The sequence below is a fragment of the Paenibacillus sp. J31P190 genome, assembly GCF_059692075.1.
The window spans coordinates 702,615-717,367 of sequence record NZ_JCAUAS010000002.1; the positions used below are offsets into that span (position 1 = coordinate 702,615).

A 14,753-nucleotide genomic window follows, 5' to 3' on the forward strand; every position below is an offset into this window, starting at 1 on the left:
ATTAGTTGCTCGCGCGTGAAAGGTATTTTCCATCATCTGTATCAACGGAAAGAATATCGCCTTCGTTGATGAAAAGTGGCACCATCACATTAAGACCTGTTTCCACTTTCGCATTTTTCAAAGCACCTTGAGCTGTGTTTCCTTTAACGCTTGCATCGGTTTCGATAACTTTCAAGTCAACGCTCTTCGGAAGGTTAATCCCAAGAATTTCACCTTGATAGCTCATGATTTTGATGTTCATGTTTTCTTTCAGAAAGTTCAATTCCCATTTCAATTGTTCCTGGGAAAGGGAAATCTGATCAAACGTCTCTGTATCCATGAATGTGTACTCGTCGCCAGCTGCGTACAAGTATTGCATTTCACGGTTTTCGATGTGCGCTCGTCCAACGTTCTCGCCAGCACGGAATGTACGTTCAACGGTATTACCGTTACGCAGGTTTTTTAGTTTGGAACGTACGAATGCCGCACCTTTACCTGGTTTAACGTGTTGGAAATCTAGAACTGTAAAAATATCGTGCTCAACTACAATCGTAAGACCTGTTTTGAAATCATTAACTGATATCACTTGTGAATCCCTCCGCTAGTCAATAATAAGAAAATCTTTGGTAGAATGTGTAAGTATTTTAATGCCGGTGTCAGTAATTACTGCGTCATCCTCAATACGAACTCCGCCAAAGTTGGGGAGATAAATACCAGGTTCAACTGTAACCACCATACCAGGTGTTAAAACCATGTCCTCGGTTTTCGACAAGCGTGGATTTTCATGTACCTCCATGCCTAAACCATGTCCGGTACCGTGACCGAAGTAATCGCCATAGCCATGCTTCACAATCACGTCTCGTGCGTAAGCATCGCCTTCTCTGCCAGTAATACCTGGTCTGAGGTTAGCTAAACAATTCAATTGGGCCTCAAGTACAATGTCATAAATTTCTTTATGTTTGTCTGTCGGCTTACCTAGCATAACCGTTCTAGTAATGTCAGAGCAATACCCTTTATAATACGCTCCAAAATCCAATTTGACAAATTCGTTTAATTGTAGCACGCGATCGCTCGCTTTGCCATGAGGAAGCGCAGAACGTTCACCCGAAGCAACGATTGTTTCAAATGAGGTTGAAGTCCCGCCATTTTTGCGGATAAACATCTCGATCTCAAGGGCAATATCCTTTTCCTGCACACCTGGTTTGATAAAAGATAGAATGTGTGAGAATGTTTGATCAGCCAAATCAGCGGCTTCTTGCATAATCTGTAATTCCGCCTCATCTTTAACCATTCGAATCAACTCAACAACGCGTGCTGTAGGCACCAATTCGATGCCCGCTAATCCTTCTTGGTAGCTTAAGAAATCACCGTAGGATACATCCACTTGCTCGAAGCCAAGCTTTGTGATTCCTTGCTGCTGCAAGAGTTCCTTCACTGTCTCGATTGCTTTTGCTTTATGCTCAACAATTTCAAATAGCTTAGCTTGCTGAGGAGCTTGCGTCATATAACGAAAATCAGTTAACAATAAGGCACGGTCTAACGTTATAAGGACATAGCCAGAAGAACCAGTGAAACCAGATACATATGTACGGTTGTATGCATTCGTGATGAGTATTGCCGGTAAATCTTGCTGTTGCATAACCTTGCGAAGACGTTCAATACGTTTCTCCTGCATTGAGATCACCAATCTTTCTTACAGATGAGGTATTAATGCTCTTAAACCAAGTTCATAGCTCTGTGCACCGAAGCCACAGATTTGACCGATAACGACTGGCGCGGTAACCGAATGATGTCGAAATTCCTCGCGCTTATGAATATTCGAAATGTGAACTTCTACAGTTGGCAATTGAACCGCGGAGAGTGCATCGCGAATGGCATAACTATAATGCGTGAATGCTCCTGGGTTGATTACAATACCATCTTTTGTGCCGAAAGCTTCATGAATTTTATCAATAATATCGCCTTCATGGTTCGATTGAAAGCTCTCAAGCTCGATCGACAGCGTCTCAGCTAGTTCATTTAGACCTTGAATAATCGTTGAAAGCGAAACCGTTCCGTACACGCCAGGTTCACGTACGCCGAGCATATTTAAGTTCGGACCATTAATGACTAGAACCTTTTTCAAAAGGAAATCACTCCCAAGCATTTTTCATTGAAAAATGGGCTTTACAAGCCTATTTAACCTTTGATATTTTACCATAACTTTCATGTCTTGTGTATAGGTCGTCTTGTTCTTGCATCCGTGTATTCAATAGAAATGGAATAACCAATAAACATTCCCCATAGCAGAAACAAACAAAAATCACTAAGTACGGTATCTAGATCCAGATCCTGAATCCAATAGGTCATCCCCGATAAGGGACCAATGAGTAAATATATCACTGCCCACCATAGAGCACCATACGCTAGCCCCCACCAAGGTCCCTGAAGCTTCCACATCGTGACCATATAGATGAACGCAGCAACGATTGAAAAAACGGTGAAGATCCCCCAACCAATGAGCGTTCCCTGCCAAGTATGCAGAAAATCATGTTTGAAAAAAGGCTCTACAAGAAAACCGATTACAATCTTGGTGAACTTTAAATAGTACTCAACAATTTTGATTGCTCCCCATATAAATCCAGCAAAAAAGCCGATGTAAAGGGCAAATACCCAACGATTTGTCAGGATTTTTTCTTCCTTTTTATCACTTATCATCCATCGTCTTCCTTTCTCTGCACATGTTGCTTGTCTTTCCTTAGGTATGAATAGTATGTTCTACCGCTATCGGTAGCATTCAATCTACGAATCCGTTACAATAAGAAAGTACAATTAACTGAATTTGAGAAAGATAAGAAGGTGGATCTTGTGGCAGAACAAAACAGTATATACGGAGGACAAGCCGTCATTGAAGGCGTCATGTTCGCAGGAAAAAATGTGCATGTAACCGCTGTGCGCAAAAAAGACGGTTCCCTTGATTACTTAGAAGTACCGAAGAAAGTGATCCCTTGGGTCCAAACACTCAAGAAAATACCGTTTATACGCGGTATTGTGGGAATCATAGAATCAAGCGCTAAAGGCGCTCAGCACTTGAATTTCTCGGCTGAATCCTTCGCTGAACAAGAAGGCGAGGATGCTAACAGTGCCAAGAAAGATGAAAAACCAGGCTTCTTTTCTAATATTTCGATGATTCTTGGCGTAGCGGTTGTGGGTGTGATTTCGTTTCTGTTTGGTAAATTCGTATTCACGCTGGTTCCAGCTGTTATCGAACAGTTTTTGTTTCAAAATGTATTTAGCAATCAATTTCTTCATAATCTTATAGAAGGTGTTATTAAGATTATTTTACTTGTCGGATATATTTATTTCATATCTTTGACACCTATGATCCGCAGATTGTTTCAATATCATGGCGCTGAACATAAGGTCATTAGTGCTTATGAGGCTGGCGTAGAGCTAACGGTTAGTAACGTACAGAAATTCAACACACTTCATTATCGTTGTGGCAGCAGTTTCATCGTTTTCACCGTATTGATTGGTGTCGTCATTTACTCATTCCTTCACTATGACGGATATGTCGAACGTATCGTGCAGCGTTTAATATTGCTGCCTGTAGTCATTGGTGTTTCTTATGAAGTATTACGATTCACCAATTCACTTCGTGAAGTCCCCGTCCTTCGTTACTTAGGCTATCCTGGACTATGGCTTCAGCTGCTTACAACCAAAGAACCTGAAGACAGTCAAGTTGAGGTGTCGATTGCTTCTTTCAACCGCATGCGTGAAGCAGAACAACGAATCTTGGAGGGACGGGCATGAGAAGAAAATTTTCCCCGATCGAGGTCGCCATTGCGATTTTGATTGCGATTGGTTTGCTGGTAAGTTTGCGAACTTTGTTCATTCCTATTCTCGTGTTAGGGATTATTTTTCTTCTATACAAATTCCCGCCTTCTCGTTGGAGAAAGAATTCGACGGGTCGAGGGCCCAAAGGGAAAAGGAAAAACGCCAAGTTCCGTGTCATCAACGGAAGTAAAGATTCTGATTCGGATGATTTACCCAAATATCATTAATACGGCTTAGCGTTATTCACGTCGCAATACGTACTTCTCATAATTCTGTTCATATATGTCAGCGGACCAATTGTTGAAGTAATCATTGGAAGCTTGAAAGCCTGAGTCGTATAAAGACATACTGAGTTCTTTCGATAAGTTAAACTGCGTATTCCCCACACCTAAAGTAGGGATTTTGACCGTACGGAACCGGTTCTTTTGCTCAATATAGCGCTCATCATGAGCACTCAACATCGTTCCAAACAACGCTTCCAACATGGTTATCGGCCCTTTAATTTTATGAGTGGGAATTTCGTTTTTACCTACTAATTGGAAACCAATAACAGGGATGATATCCTCGCGATCCGTTTCCTGATCAAACACCCAAAGTGGATAGTTGCTTAACAAGCCACCATCTACAATATAGTAAAACTGCTCTGCGAATGGCGCTGCCTTCGCAGAGCTTTTTAATTTGCGCCGAATCATGACGGGATCGAAAAAATAAGGAATGCTTGTGCTCATTCGGACGGCCTTGGCAATAGAGAATTTGCGTGGATCGATCCCATATTGAGCGATATCATCAGGTAATATCAAAAGCTTACCTTGTGTAATATCGGAAGCAATTACGCGCAGTTGATTGTGTCTCAAATCACCAAATGTACGGATTCCTTTGGCTGCTAATTGTTGATTTACCCAATCCTCCAACGCCGCTCCGGAGTACAAGCCTTTTTTGATGAATAACCGCGCGGCAGGTCCAATAATTTTCGTATTAAAAATAGGCGAACGCTGCATAAACGACCTGAAAGGTGCTCTCAGGATCATTTCTTTCATGTCTTCTCCTGTATAACCCGCGGCCAAAAGAGCCGCTACGATGGCACCTGAGCTTGTACCTGCGACTTCATTGAAGACATGCCCCTGCTTCATCGCCGCGCTTACACCACCAACCAGTGCAATCCCCTTTACGCCTCCGCCTTCAAACACACCGTTGATCTTCAAATCGACACCCCTCCTAGTATAGCGACTATAGGGCTTCCATTGTTATGTATGCGAAGGCAGTATGTTTATATACCCAAAAAAAAAAGACAGAGCACCGCGAATTGCGGCCTCTGCCTAGCTTTCTGCTTCTAACTCTTTACGGACATTCATGAGATCATCCATCCGATTCGGTTCTCTTCGAAAATATTCTAATAACGTTTCAATACAAGTAATGGAATCCCAGCTTAGATGATGCTCAATTCCTTCAACATCCTTATATATATTGTCCTCTTGGACACCAATAGTCGTTAAGAAATTTTCTAGAAGTTGATGACGTTCCACCAAACGCTTTCCCATTTTCTTCCCTTTTGGAGTTAACATGAGTCCGCGATATTTTTCATAGATCAAGTAATTATCTTTATCCAGCTTTTGAATCATTTTAGTTACAGAAGAGGGGTGCACCTCAAGCCCTTCAGCAATGTCGGAGACACGAGCGTAACCTTTCTCGTCAATAAGCTTGTATATTCTCTCCAAATAGTCTTCCATGCTTGGCGTTGCCATTGCTTTATTTCCCCCTGCTTTTCCTTTATTTCCTGCCTACCGCTTAACTATCATAATGCATCAACCCAGACGCGGTCAAATATCCCATGGTTCAATAAGTTATGACGTTGGCACACTAATGTATAACAAAGAATCGAACAGATAGTAGTGAAAGGAGCTTATCATGTCTACTGAATTGCTCTCCAGACCCGTGCCAAGCTCGGCTGTTTTCGTGCCGGAGCTTGTTTATTTTGAACCTGACGCGATGAATTATCCTAAAGGACAACAAATATATGAATGGGCTAAGCAGCAAGGACTGGACATTCATATGACGACCTCTCATAATCAAATTCGTGATTTGCCCGGTGATTCGGAACTTGAAAAGTACCGAATTGCGAAACGCACTCTTGTCGTTGGTATTCGAAAAACACTCAAATTCGAAACTTCCAAACCATCTGCCGAGTACGCAATCCCTATTGCTACAGGCTGTATGGGGCATTGCCATTACTGTTATCTTCAAACGACAATGGGAGCTAAGCCTTATATACGTATCTATGTAAATATGGACGATATCCTAGGTGCCGCTAAACAGTATATCGAGGAGCGAGAACCGGAAATCACCCGCTTTGAAGCCGCTTGTACCTCTGACCCCGTTGGACTGGAGCATATCTCAGGCTCATTAAAGCAATTAATTGAGTTTATGGGTCAGCAAGAGAACGGTCGTCTGCGTTTTGTAACCAAATACCATCATGTAGAACCTTTGTTAGATGCCAAGCACAACAAACATACCCGATTTCGTTTTAGTGTGAATGCGGACTACGTCATTAAAAACTTCGAGCCTGGCACATCCAAGTTCCAAGAACGAATCGAAGCCGCTGGCAAAGTAGCCCATGCAGGCTATCCGCTAGGCTTTATTATTGCGCCAATCATTTGGCATGAAGGGTGGGAAGAAGGCTATGCCACTTTACTGGAACGACTTTATAAAGAACTACCTGTTGAGGCAACCAAAGATTTAACATTTGAAATGATACAGCATCGTTTCACAAAGACAGCCAAAAATATCATCGAAAAAAGATATCCAAAAACGAAACTAGAAATGGACGAAGAAAAACGAAAGTACAAATGGGGAAAATACGGGAAAGGAAAATATGTCTACAAAGATGAACAAGCAAACGCACTAAGGGAATTTATCACAGAGCAAATCTTTGATAAATTCCCGGATGCGAAGATCGAATATTTCACCTAACTAAAACTTTAACCAATCGGGGGTTATGGAGTTTAACCAAAGCGTGATTTGCGTCATTTTGCCTGTATAGAGCAGAACCGCAATGACGATCATCAAGCCCCCTCCTATTTTCATAATCAGGTTTGAATAGCGTAGTATCCATTTCGTAGAACCTATAAAAAAAGATAGTACAAAAAATGGAATCGCAAAGCCTAGCGAATAAGCAGTCGTTAATTGAAACCAGGTGCCAGGTTCCGTTGTAGCGAGCGCAAGGATCGCCGACAGAATAGGACCAACACAAGGGGACCACCCTGCTGCAAACCCCATTCCAACTAGAACAGAACCAATATAGCCAGCAGGACGAAATCTGATTTGTAATTTACGTTCCTTCATTAACCATTGAGGTTGGAAAATGCCGAGTAGGAACAAGCCCATGATGAAAATTAATAAAGCTGCTATTTGTCGAAGCAAATCACGATAATCGATGAAAAAATTGCCTAGGAAGCCCGCTGTTAAGCCTAATGCATAGAAAATGATCGAAAACCCCACGATAAAACTTAACGTATGAAGCATCGTTTGACGGCGAACCGCCGAAGAAGATTCCCCTGATTTCAACTCACTAACTGAAATCCCCGTTATGTAAGAAAGATAAGAAGGATATAAGGGCAAACAACAAGGTGATATGAAGGAAGCAATTCCCGCCCATAGAGCAATCCACAAATTAACAGAATCCATATTAAATCCTCAATCCTCTTTTCAAAATGATCCCGCTCAATATCGCAATGAGAGTGAGCACAACGGTTCCGCCCGGAGCAAGATCCCATACACCCGCAACGACAAGACCAATAATAACAGCAATTTCGGAAAATAGTATCGCTAAAAAGACGGAGTGCTTAAAGCTTCGAGCGATCAATAAACTGCACGCGACCGGTATCGTTAATAATGAGGAAACTAACAGAGCTCCGACAATTTTGATAGCGACTGATATCACAAGTGCCGTTAGCATTGTAATCATCATATTATAATATTTAAGCGGTAGTCCACTTACACTCGCTGCATCTTCATCAAAAAACATAAGAAAGAACTCTTTGAAATGAGACGCGATTACGCCGACAACGAGTACACAAACACCAAAAACAACCCATAGATCGGTTGAATCCAATGTGTAAATACTGCCGAATAAATAACTCATGACGTTCATATTAAAGCCTTTGCCAATGGTAAAGAGGAGAGTTGCCAGTGCAACCCCGCCTGACATAATAATGGCTATGGAAAGCTCTGCGTAAGTCTTGTAGGCTTTGCGCAAACGTTCAATGGCAAACGATGCTAGCAATGCGAACACGAGTCCAACACCCAAAGGATACACGTTAATGAGAAATCCAAGAGCAACACCTGCAATTGAAACATGTGCAAGTGTATCCCCAATCATTGACAACCGTCGAAGGACAAGAAAAACGCCCATTAAAGGCGCTGTAAGCCCAATCAGAATGCCACCAATTAATGCACGCTGAAAAAAGTATTCCGTAAATATGTCCAAAATGCCCGCTCCTAATATAGGGATCTTTGTTCGGATAACAAAGTCTCTCCTCTTTATTGAACTCCGATCATCTCACGTATCTGGCCGATTGAGTGTGTCAAATTCGTCTCACGGCAATCCTCCGGATCATGGGTATGCTTTACATAAAACTTAATGCCGCCGCTTACCTTCTGCGGCTCCGTACCTAAATAGGACTGCATCATGTCCATATCATGAGACACCATGATGAAGGTCATATGATGATGCTGGTGCATATGACGGATCATTCGAAAAAATCCGACCTGCGTTTCAGCATCGATGCCAACCGTCGGCTCATCGAGAATGAGCAGCTCCGGGTTGTTTACGATCGCGCGTGCAAGGAAAGCACGCTGCTGTTGCCCGCCTGATAGTTGACCGATGCGTCGGTCAGCCAAATCCTCGATGCGCATCGCAAGCATCGCATCTTCGGCCTTTTGAAGGTCGGCTTTGGTCAATCGGCGATAGACCCGCTTCTTGCTATACATGCCTGATAAAACAATTTCCCTGACTGTAGCTGGGAATAAGGGATTGAACGCATTTTTTTGAGGAACATAACCGATGCGTTCCCAATCCTTGAATTGGCTCAGCGGGCGATCAAATAGCCTGATCTCGCCAACTGTTGGTTTCAACAGACCGACTAACATTTTAAGCAGTGTGGTTTTCCCAGCACCATTGGAACCAATGACACCCACAAAATCACGTTCAAGAACATCGAAATGAAGCTTCTCTATCACTTTCTTATTATCATAAGAGAATGAAAGGTTATCCATAGATACTATGCTCCGATGGCAAAAGTCTTTACTGCTATTCTCCATCTTCCTACTCCTGACTCATTAAGAATGGAACTACACTTACCTTATTGTAAGGCAATAACTAGGTTTTTCAAATTTTCGTCCATGATCGAGATATAATCTTTACCTGCCTTCATCTGTTCATCCGTTAATCCCTCAATGGGGTTAAGTACCATCGTGTCCACTTTAGCATCTTTAGCCAATGTTTTGGCTAATTTATCAGATACCAGTTCTTCAAAGAAAATATATTTCAAACCATGTTCTTTCAAAAACTCATTCATTTTCTTCAAATCCTGAGCCGTCGGCTCCGCATCCGGCGATAATCCCATTATGGACATTTGTGTCAAACCATAATCCCTACATAAATAAGCAAACGCGTGATGGGAAACCGCAATCTCTTTTTTCGATGTAAGAGCAATTTCTTTTTTGTATCGCGCATCCAAATCGGTCAATTTCGCTGCATAATTCGTATAATTTTGCTCAAAAACATCCTTGTGAGCAGGATCCGCTTCTATCAGTGCTATTTTAATATTATTAGCCATTTTCACAGCGTTTAACGGGCTTAACCAAGCATGAGGGTCATATTCCTCTTTATTTTCCGTCGTTTTTATTAAATCTGCCCCTTTACTCGCCTCAACAACCTTTAAAGTCGAGCCTCCTGACAAACTACCGAGAAAGTCCTCTACCCAACCTTCAAATCCTGCTCCTTGATACACAAAAATCTGGGCTTGGGTCATATTTTTAATGTCTCTGCTTTTTGGCGACCAATCATGCGGTTCCACGCCAGCTGGAACCAAATTAATTGCATTCACATACTCCCCGCCAATGTTGCGGGTAAATTCATAAAGGGGATAAAAACTGGTCACCACATTGACTTTGCCTTGAACCATCTTAGCTTTCGAACTTGCAGGACTTCCACAGCCAGCCATGACAACAGTTAAAATAGCCAACAAGACTATGTAAAGAATTCTCTTATTTCTTATCATCATAATAAACCCACCCATTTTCTAAATCGTAATAATTTTTATTAACGAATTGATTATACGAGTCCCCTTAATTGAAGTCAATACATCAAAGTGTAAAAAACAAAAAAGCCAGCTGTCGAATTCACAGCATGGCCCCATCTGTATGAGTTATTGATTCGTATTTGTTATTTTGATTGACCTCCACCATCGTCTGTCTATTTCGAACTGCCAGAATCCCCCTCCTTCGACCCTCCTGATTCACTACCTTTCTTGCCACCTGAATCCTTTTTACTTGTATCCCCACTTTCCTTAGAATCAGATGGTTTATCACTTTCCTCTTTTAACTTCTTATAACGTTCTTCTGATTGTTTAATAAGCTTTTTATCCTGTTCAATCTTATATTGAAGAATCTCATTGTACATCTCATATTGCTTTTTCAACTCTTGATCAATAATACTTTCTTTTCCCTTCGTACTCTGTGTTTTAGATTGACCCTTTTTGGCATCTTCCTTCTTCTTACCCGAGTCGCCACCGAAAATCGAACAAGCCGATATAAGAATGACCATCCCTGTTATACCTATTAATTTCACAAGAAACCGAACACTCATATGCCTCACTCCGTGGTTAGTTTCCTTTATCATGCCCCACTCATATTAAAAACACCCATACTAAAACAAACACCCCATCCGCGAAAAATAAGGGATGAGATGTTTGTTCGTTTGGCTTCTATTACTTTACAATTGCTCCATTAGGCATCGAATCAGGGACTGTAGCGAGTGTTAGCTGGTCGCCATGTGAAGCGGCGAGAATCATACCTTGTGACAACTCGCCGCGCAGCTTGACGGGCTTTAAATTCGTGACGCAAATCACTTTGCGTCCAGCAAGCTCTTCGGGCGAGTAAAACTTCGCGATGCCCGATACAACCTGGCGCTGCTCGTATCCGAGGTCGAGCTGCAGCTTGAGAAGCTTATCGGCGCCTTTCACAGGCTCCGCCGATATCACCTGTGCTACACGCAGCTCCACCTTGGCGAAATCGTCAATCGCGATTTCGTCCTTTGCTTCAGACGCGGGCACTGTGTTGGCAGCAGCCACAGGTGCTGCCGCAGTCGCTTCGTCGGCGCTAGATGCAGCGCCGCCTCCCATGGCCTCGACGATGTAGGCGACTTCTGCCTCTACGTCCAGTCGAGGGAACATAGGCTCCCCCTTCTGCACTTTAGTGCCAGCAGGGAGATGTCCGAACGTTTGCACGCTCTCCCACGCGGTTAAACGTGGCAGATCTTCGTCAGCTAAGCCCAGCTGCTGCCAAATCAGTTGCGGCGTCTTCGTCAAGAACGGACGAAGCAATACGGATAAAATGCGCTGGGATTCTGCCAGCACATACATTACAGAGCCAAGTGTCTCGCGCTTGGCTTCATCCTTAACCATCGACCACGGCTGTGTCTCGTCGATATATTTATTCGTTCGGCTGATAAGCTGCCACACCGCTGAAAGCGCGATGGAAAATTCCATCTTTTCCATTGCTTCCTCGTACTTCGCTACCGTAGAACGAACAGTCTCCAAGAGACTTTCGTCAAATTCGGTAGCCCCAGCAACATATGCGGGAATCTTGCCTGCAAAGTACTTATCGATCATCACGATCGTACGGTTCAATAGATTCCCGAGATCATTAGCGAGGTCATGATTGACTCGCTCAACAAAACTTTCCGGCGTAAATGTTCCATCCGCCCCAAAAGGCACTTCGCGCATGAGATAGTAACGCAGCGCATCTAATCCATAACGGTCGATCAACGTAACCGGATCGACAACATTCCCTTTGGACTTCGACATTTTGCCGTCCTTCATGAGCAGCCAGCCGTGCGCAAAAACCTTTTTCGGCAAAGGTAAATCAAGAGCCATCAACATAATTGGCCAATAAATCGTGTGGAATCGAACAATCTCTTTACTCATTAAATGAACATCTGCAGGCCAATATTTCTTAAATTTACTTTCATCTTCAGAGCCATAACCTAGCGCAGTAATGTAGTTAGAAAGCGCATCGATCCAGACATAAATGACATGCTTCGGATCCCCTGGAACTTTAATTCCCCAGTCGAATGTCGTTCTGGAAACAGCCAAATCCTCAAGACCAGGTTTAATAAAGTTATTCAGCATTTCATTTTTACGAGATTCTGGGTGAATGAAATCCGGATGTTCCTCGTAATACTGCACTAAGCGATCGGCATACTTGCTCATCCGGAAGAAATAAGTTTGCTCCTTCATTTTCTCCACAGGTCGCCCACAATCTGGACATTTCCCATCTACTAGCTTGCTTTCCGGGAAAAAAGATTCATCAGGAATACAATACCAGCCCTCATATTCGCCTAAGTAAATATCCCCTTGATCCAGTAATCTTTGAAAAATCTTACCAACGGCATCTTTATGACGATCTTCGGTTGTTCGAATAAAATCATCATAAGAAATATCCAGCTTCGCCCAAAGCTCTTTGATTCCTGAAACAATATGATCTACGAATTGCTGAGGCGTCGTCCCTTTCTCTTGGGCCTTGCGCTCGATCTTCTGCCCATGTTCATCCGTACCTGTTAAATACCTGACATCAAAGCCGCGCAGTCGCTTGTAACGTGCCATAGCGTCACCGGCAACCGTAGAATAAGCGTGACCAATATGCAGCTTATCACTCGGGTAATAAATTGGTGTTGTAATGTAAAATGTTTTCGATTGCGTTGACATCATTCGTTCCTCCTAGCAAATAGTAGAAAACACAAAAAGCCCTCATCCATCTTGGGACGAGAGCTGAACTCACGCGGTACCACCCAGGTTCCCCCGCCTTTCACAAGCTCGGGGCTCAGTAAGTCGATTACGACTTGCCCATTAACGCTGGGACACGAGGCCAGCTTACTCCCATTTTGCCATTTGCTTCACAAATGCAATCAAGGGCAGCTCGAAGGCCTATTCTCCGGGACCATATTCCAAACCTACTCCTATACCGGCTTTCACCTAACCCGGCTCTCTGTTTATAGGCATCCGTTTGTACTTATCCGTTCATCGAAACCATATATACAACTTAAGGCAAATATATCGAAAAAATGAGCTGCCTGTCAAGCAGACTGATCGTTATGAGATAAATTTTCCGCTCGTGCCGGCACATGATCAACACCACCCGGATGAAAAGGATGGCATTTACAAATTCGTTTCAGCGACAACCAGGATCCCTTCAACGCACCGTGAACTTCAATTGCTTCTAATGCATATTGCGAACAAGTGGGATAGAATCGGCAAGTCGGCGGCTTCAACGGCGAAATAAACTTCCGATAGAGATGAATAGGTACTTGTAAAGTCTTTTTCAACCGAGCCTCTCTCCCTGCTCCATTGTTTTTCAAAACATGCTGCACATCCATCATGCCTGAAAAAAAGGACAGAGTCAATTCAAGCCTTTGTACTAAGCTGAGAGTTGAAAACACTTAAGAAAAGTAGGATATAAATAGATCGATGTAAACGTCTTGATCCAATTAATAAACGTAAACCCCGATCTATTCTTATTATTCAAATATCTTTGGTGATTATTAGGCAAACTACTCCGTATCATCAATTTGGAATTTAATCTATTTATTTTGGATTCTAAGTATGAGCGCAGATTCCACTCGTTAGTGGAGTTTTGGTTTAAATCGGTTTGAGGCATATCTTCATTAGATTCCTGTTCATTATCTGATGGAGTCTGAGACGCTGATTCTCTTACTTTCTGAAACAAATTAAGCCTATTTTCTTTAACCAAATTTGCATAATGAATTTTCTGAAGCATCAATTGAGCACTTCTATAATTAATTTCAAGGATATGTGATAAAGAACTCGCCGTATACGCTTTGCCTTCTTGCAATAGCAGTTGGATGGCACGGAACCAATGGAGTAATGAGAGCTTGGATTTATGCATAATCGTCCCAGCAGTTATAGAGACCTGCATTCTGCATTCCTTGCACTCTAATAATCTCCGTGTACGGACTCTAAAAGCTTCATTATAATCACAGCGAGGACAACAAAACCCATTAGACCAGCGCAACTTCATTAAGAAATTCTCACATTCCTCTTCTGTTAGAAACGTAAAAGTTTGCACATCGGTAAATTGTAGTTCCAAATCCTCACCTCTTCTCCAAATTACAACGTTCGTTCTTATTCTCATTATACCAAACATACGTTCTCTTGTGAAGTTCTTTTATTAAAAGAACTCTCATTTTAAAGAGTTGAAATCTGTTATATCTACAACATGTTGCTTTCTGGCTATTTGAGCTAGCAATATAAACTTGGTAGAAATGAAATTCTGAGACATATACAAAAATGCCATTTTATTAACTCTGTAACTCTGCTAACTAATAGCCACGATGACTCTAGTAATTCTAATAAGCTTAATAACTTTGCTAACTGTAGTTTTCTGCAGCACTCGAAACTGAGGTAACAACGGTATTCTGCTAATTCAGGTTGTTTTAGTAGTAACGACAGTCATGTTGAACCCACTGTTGAGTTGGATGATTCGGGTTTAGTTGGTGTTGTTGGTGCAGTCGGTGCAGTCGGTGGTGTAGTCGATGTAGTCGATGTTGTCGGTGTTGTCGGTGTTGTCGGTGTTGTCGGTGTTGTCGGTGTTGTCGGTGTTGTCGGTGTTGTCGGTGTTGTCGGTGTTGTCGGTGTTGTCGGTGTTGTCGGTGTTGTCGGTGT

General features: G+C 42.5%; 18 protein-coding genes. 4 read left to right on the plus strand and 14 right to left on the minus strand.

The window, feature by feature from the left end; translation table 11 throughout:
- Nucleotide 1: 1 nt before the first annotated feature.
- The 4 genes from efp to AC58U0_RS06990 all read right to left on the minus strand — a co-directional run bounded on the left by efp (nucleotide 2) and on the right by AC58U0_RS06990 (nucleotide 2,676).
- Nucleotides 2–565, minus strand: coding sequence for an elongation factor P (gene efp, locus AC58U0_RS06975; RefSeq protein WP_464645479.1), 564 nt, complete (start codon nucleotides 563–565; stop codon nucleotides 2–4).
- A gap of 15 nt (nucleotides 566–580) precedes the next feature.
- Complete coding sequence (locus tag AC58U0_RS06980; RefSeq protein ID WP_497378221.1) at nucleotides 581–1,654, minus strand: M24 family metallopeptidase; 1,074 nt, start codon at nucleotides 1,652–1,654, stop codon at nucleotides 581–583.
- 18 nt (nucleotides 1,655–1,672) lie between these two features.
- The gene (gene aroQ / locus AC58U0_RS06985) at nucleotides 1,673–2,104 is read right to left on the minus strand and encodes a type II 3-dehydroquinate dehydratase (protein WP_497378222.1); all 432 of its coding nucleotides are present in this window, start codon (nucleotides 2,102–2,104) and stop codon (nucleotides 1,673–1,675) included.
- A gap of 80 nt (nucleotides 2,105–2,184) precedes the next feature.
- Nucleotides 2,185–2,676 carry a YqhR family membrane protein gene (locus AC58U0_RS06990; protein ID WP_497378223.1) on the minus strand — a complete coding sequence of 164 codons (492 nt, stop codon included), beginning with the start codon at nucleotides 2,674–2,676 and terminating at the stop codon, nucleotides 2,185–2,187.
- Between the two features lie 201 nt (nucleotides 2,677–2,877).
- Between AC58U0_RS06990 and AC58U0_RS06995 the strand changes: the two genes are divergently transcribed.
- Nucleotides 2,878–3,771 carry a DUF1385 domain-containing protein gene (locus tag AC58U0_RS06995; protein ID WP_497378271.1) on the plus strand — a complete coding sequence of 298 codons (894 nt, stop codon included), beginning with the start codon at nucleotides 2,878–2,880 and terminating at the stop codon, nucleotides 3,769–3,771.
- A complete protein-coding gene (locus AC58U0_RS07000; RefSeq protein ID WP_497378224.1) occupies nucleotides 3,768–4,022 on the plus strand; it encodes a hypothetical protein in 255 nt (84 codons plus the stop codon). Before AC58U0_RS06995 ends, AC58U0_RS07000 begins: the two co-directional genes overlap by 4 nt.
- 12 nt (nucleotides 4,023–4,034) lie before the next feature.
- Here AC58U0_RS07000 and AC58U0_RS07005 read toward each other — a convergent pair whose 3' ends face one another.
- Nucleotides 4,035–4,997, minus strand: a complete 963-nt coding sequence (locus AC58U0_RS07005; protein ID WP_497378225.1) for a patatin-like phospholipase family protein — start codon at nucleotides 4,995–4,997, stop codon at nucleotides 4,035–4,037.
- A gap of 114 nt (nucleotides 4,998–5,111) precedes the next feature.
- Nucleotides 5,112–5,537, minus strand: coding sequence for a transcriptional regulator MntR (gene mntR, locus AC58U0_RS07010; RefSeq protein WP_029197173.1), 426 nt, complete (start codon nucleotides 5,535–5,537; stop codon nucleotides 5,112–5,114).
- A 163-nt stretch (nucleotides 5,538–5,700) separates the two neighbouring features.
- Between mntR and splB the strand changes: the two genes are divergently transcribed.
- On the plus strand, nucleotides 5,701–6,762 hold the full coding sequence (splB, locus tag AC58U0_RS07015; protein WP_497378226.1) for a spore photoproduct lyase: 1,062 nt from the start codon (nucleotides 5,701–5,703) through the stop codon (nucleotides 6,760–6,762).
- On the opposite strand, the gene AC58U0_RS07020 is transcribed toward splB, so the two are convergent.
- The 8 genes from AC58U0_RS07020 to AC58U0_RS07055 form a co-directional block, all read right to left on the minus strand.
- Nucleotides 6,763–7,476 (minus strand): cytochrome c biogenesis CcdA family protein, encoded by a 714-nt coding sequence (locus AC58U0_RS07020; protein ID WP_497378227.1) that lies wholly within the window; start codon nucleotides 7,474–7,476, stop codon nucleotides 6,763–6,765.
- Nucleotide 7,477: 1 nt separating this feature from the next.
- Nucleotides 7,478–8,278, minus strand: a complete 801-nt coding sequence (locus AC58U0_RS07025; protein WP_057306440.1) for a metal ABC transporter permease — start codon at nucleotides 8,276–8,278, stop codon at nucleotides 7,478–7,480.
- A gap of 53 nt (nucleotides 8,279–8,331) precedes the next feature.
- Nucleotides 8,332–9,111: a metal ABC transporter ATP-binding protein gene (locus AC58U0_RS07030; RefSeq protein ID WP_497378229.1), complete on the minus strand. Its 780-nt coding sequence runs from the start codon at nucleotides 9,109–9,111 to the stop codon at nucleotides 8,332–8,334.
- 41 nt (nucleotides 9,112–9,152) lie between these two features.
- A complete protein-coding gene (locus AC58U0_RS07035) occupies nucleotides 9,153–10,076 on the minus strand; it encodes a metal ABC transporter substrate-binding protein (RefSeq protein WP_497378230.1) in 924 nt (307 codons plus the stop codon).
- Nucleotides 10,077–10,267: 191 nt separating this feature from the next.
- Nucleotides 10,268–10,660, minus strand: a complete 393-nt coding sequence (locus tag AC58U0_RS07040) for a hypothetical protein (protein WP_497378232.1) — start codon at nucleotides 10,658–10,660, stop codon at nucleotides 10,268–10,270.
- Between the two features lie 121 nt (nucleotides 10,661–10,781).
- Nucleotides 10,782–12,779, minus strand: coding sequence for a methionine--tRNA ligase (gene metG, locus AC58U0_RS07045; protein ID WP_497378233.1), 1,998 nt, complete (start codon nucleotides 12,777–12,779; stop codon nucleotides 10,782–10,784).
- 368 nt (nucleotides 12,780–13,147) lie between these two features.
- Nucleotides 13,148–13,447: a membrane protein insertion efficiency factor YidD gene (gene yidD, locus AC58U0_RS07050; protein ID WP_497378272.1), complete on the minus strand. Its 300-nt coding sequence runs from the start codon at nucleotides 13,445–13,447 to the stop codon at nucleotides 13,148–13,150.
- Nucleotides 13,448–13,488: 41 nt separating this feature from the next.
- Entirely contained in the window at nucleotides 13,489–14,235 is a 747-nt protein-coding gene (locus AC58U0_RS07055) for a transposase (protein WP_497378234.1), read from the minus strand.
- Between the two features lie 327 nt (nucleotides 14,236–14,562).
- On the opposite strand from AC58U0_RS07055, the gene AC58U0_RS07060 reads away from it, so the two are divergent.
- On the plus strand, nucleotides 14,563–14,753 hold a 191-nt coding region (locus AC58U0_RS07060; protein ID WP_497378235.1), incomplete at its 3' end, for a hypothetical protein.

What these genes read in the sequence shown, in the direction of transcription:
- AC58U0_RS07040 (WP_497378232.1), bottom strand. Translation starts at nt 10,660, where the DNA reads ATGAGTGTTCGGTTTCTTGTGAAATTAATAGGTATAACAGGGATGGTC.
- yidD (WP_497378272.1), bottom strand. Translation starts at nt 13,447, where the DNA reads ATGGATGTGCAGCATGTTTTGAAAAACAATGGAGCAGGGAGAGAGGCT.
- AC58U0_RS06980 (WP_497378221.1), bottom strand. Translation starts at nt 1,654, where the DNA reads ATGCAGGAGAAACGTATTGAACGTCTTCGCAAGGTTATGCAACAGCAA.
- mntR (WP_029197173.1), bottom strand. Translation starts at nt 5,537, where the DNA reads ATGGCAACGCCAAGCATGGAAGACTATTTGGAGAGAATATACAAGCTT.
- AC58U0_RS07035 (WP_497378230.1), bottom strand. Translation starts at nt 10,076, where the DNA reads ATGATGATAAGAAATAAGAGAATTCTTTACATAGTCTTGTTGGCTATT.
- AC58U0_RS06990 (WP_497378223.1), bottom strand. Translation starts at nt 2,676, where the DNA reads ATGATAAGTGATAAAAAGGAAGAAAAAATCCTGACAAATCGTTGGGTA.
- AC58U0_RS07000 (WP_497378224.1), top strand. Translation starts at nt 3,768, where the DNA reads ATGAGAAGAAAATTTTCCCCGATCGAGGTCGCCATTGCGATTTTGATT.
- AC58U0_RS07020 (WP_497378227.1), bottom strand. Translation starts at nt 7,476, where the DNA reads ATGGATTCTGTTAATTTGTGGATTGCTCTATGGGCGGGAATTGCTTCC.
- metG (WP_497378233.1), bottom strand. Translation starts at nt 12,779, where the DNA reads ATGTCAACGCAATCGAAAACATTTTACATTACAACACCAATTTATTAC.
- AC58U0_RS07030 (WP_497378229.1), bottom strand. Translation starts at nt 9,111, where the DNA reads ATGGAGAATAGCAGTAAAGACTTTTGCCATCGGAGCATAGTATCTATG.
- splB (WP_497378226.1), top strand. Translation starts at nt 5,701, where the DNA reads ATGTCTACTGAATTGCTCTCCAGACCCGTGCCAAGCTCGGCTGTTTTC.
- AC58U0_RS07055 (WP_497378234.1), bottom strand. Translation starts at nt 14,235, where the DNA reads ATGTTTGGTATAATGAGAATAAGAACGAACGTTGTAATTTGGAGAAGA.
- AC58U0_RS06995 (WP_497378271.1), top strand. Translation starts at nt 2,878, where the DNA reads ATGTTCGCAGGAAAAAATGTGCATGTAACCGCTGTGCGCAAAAAAGAC.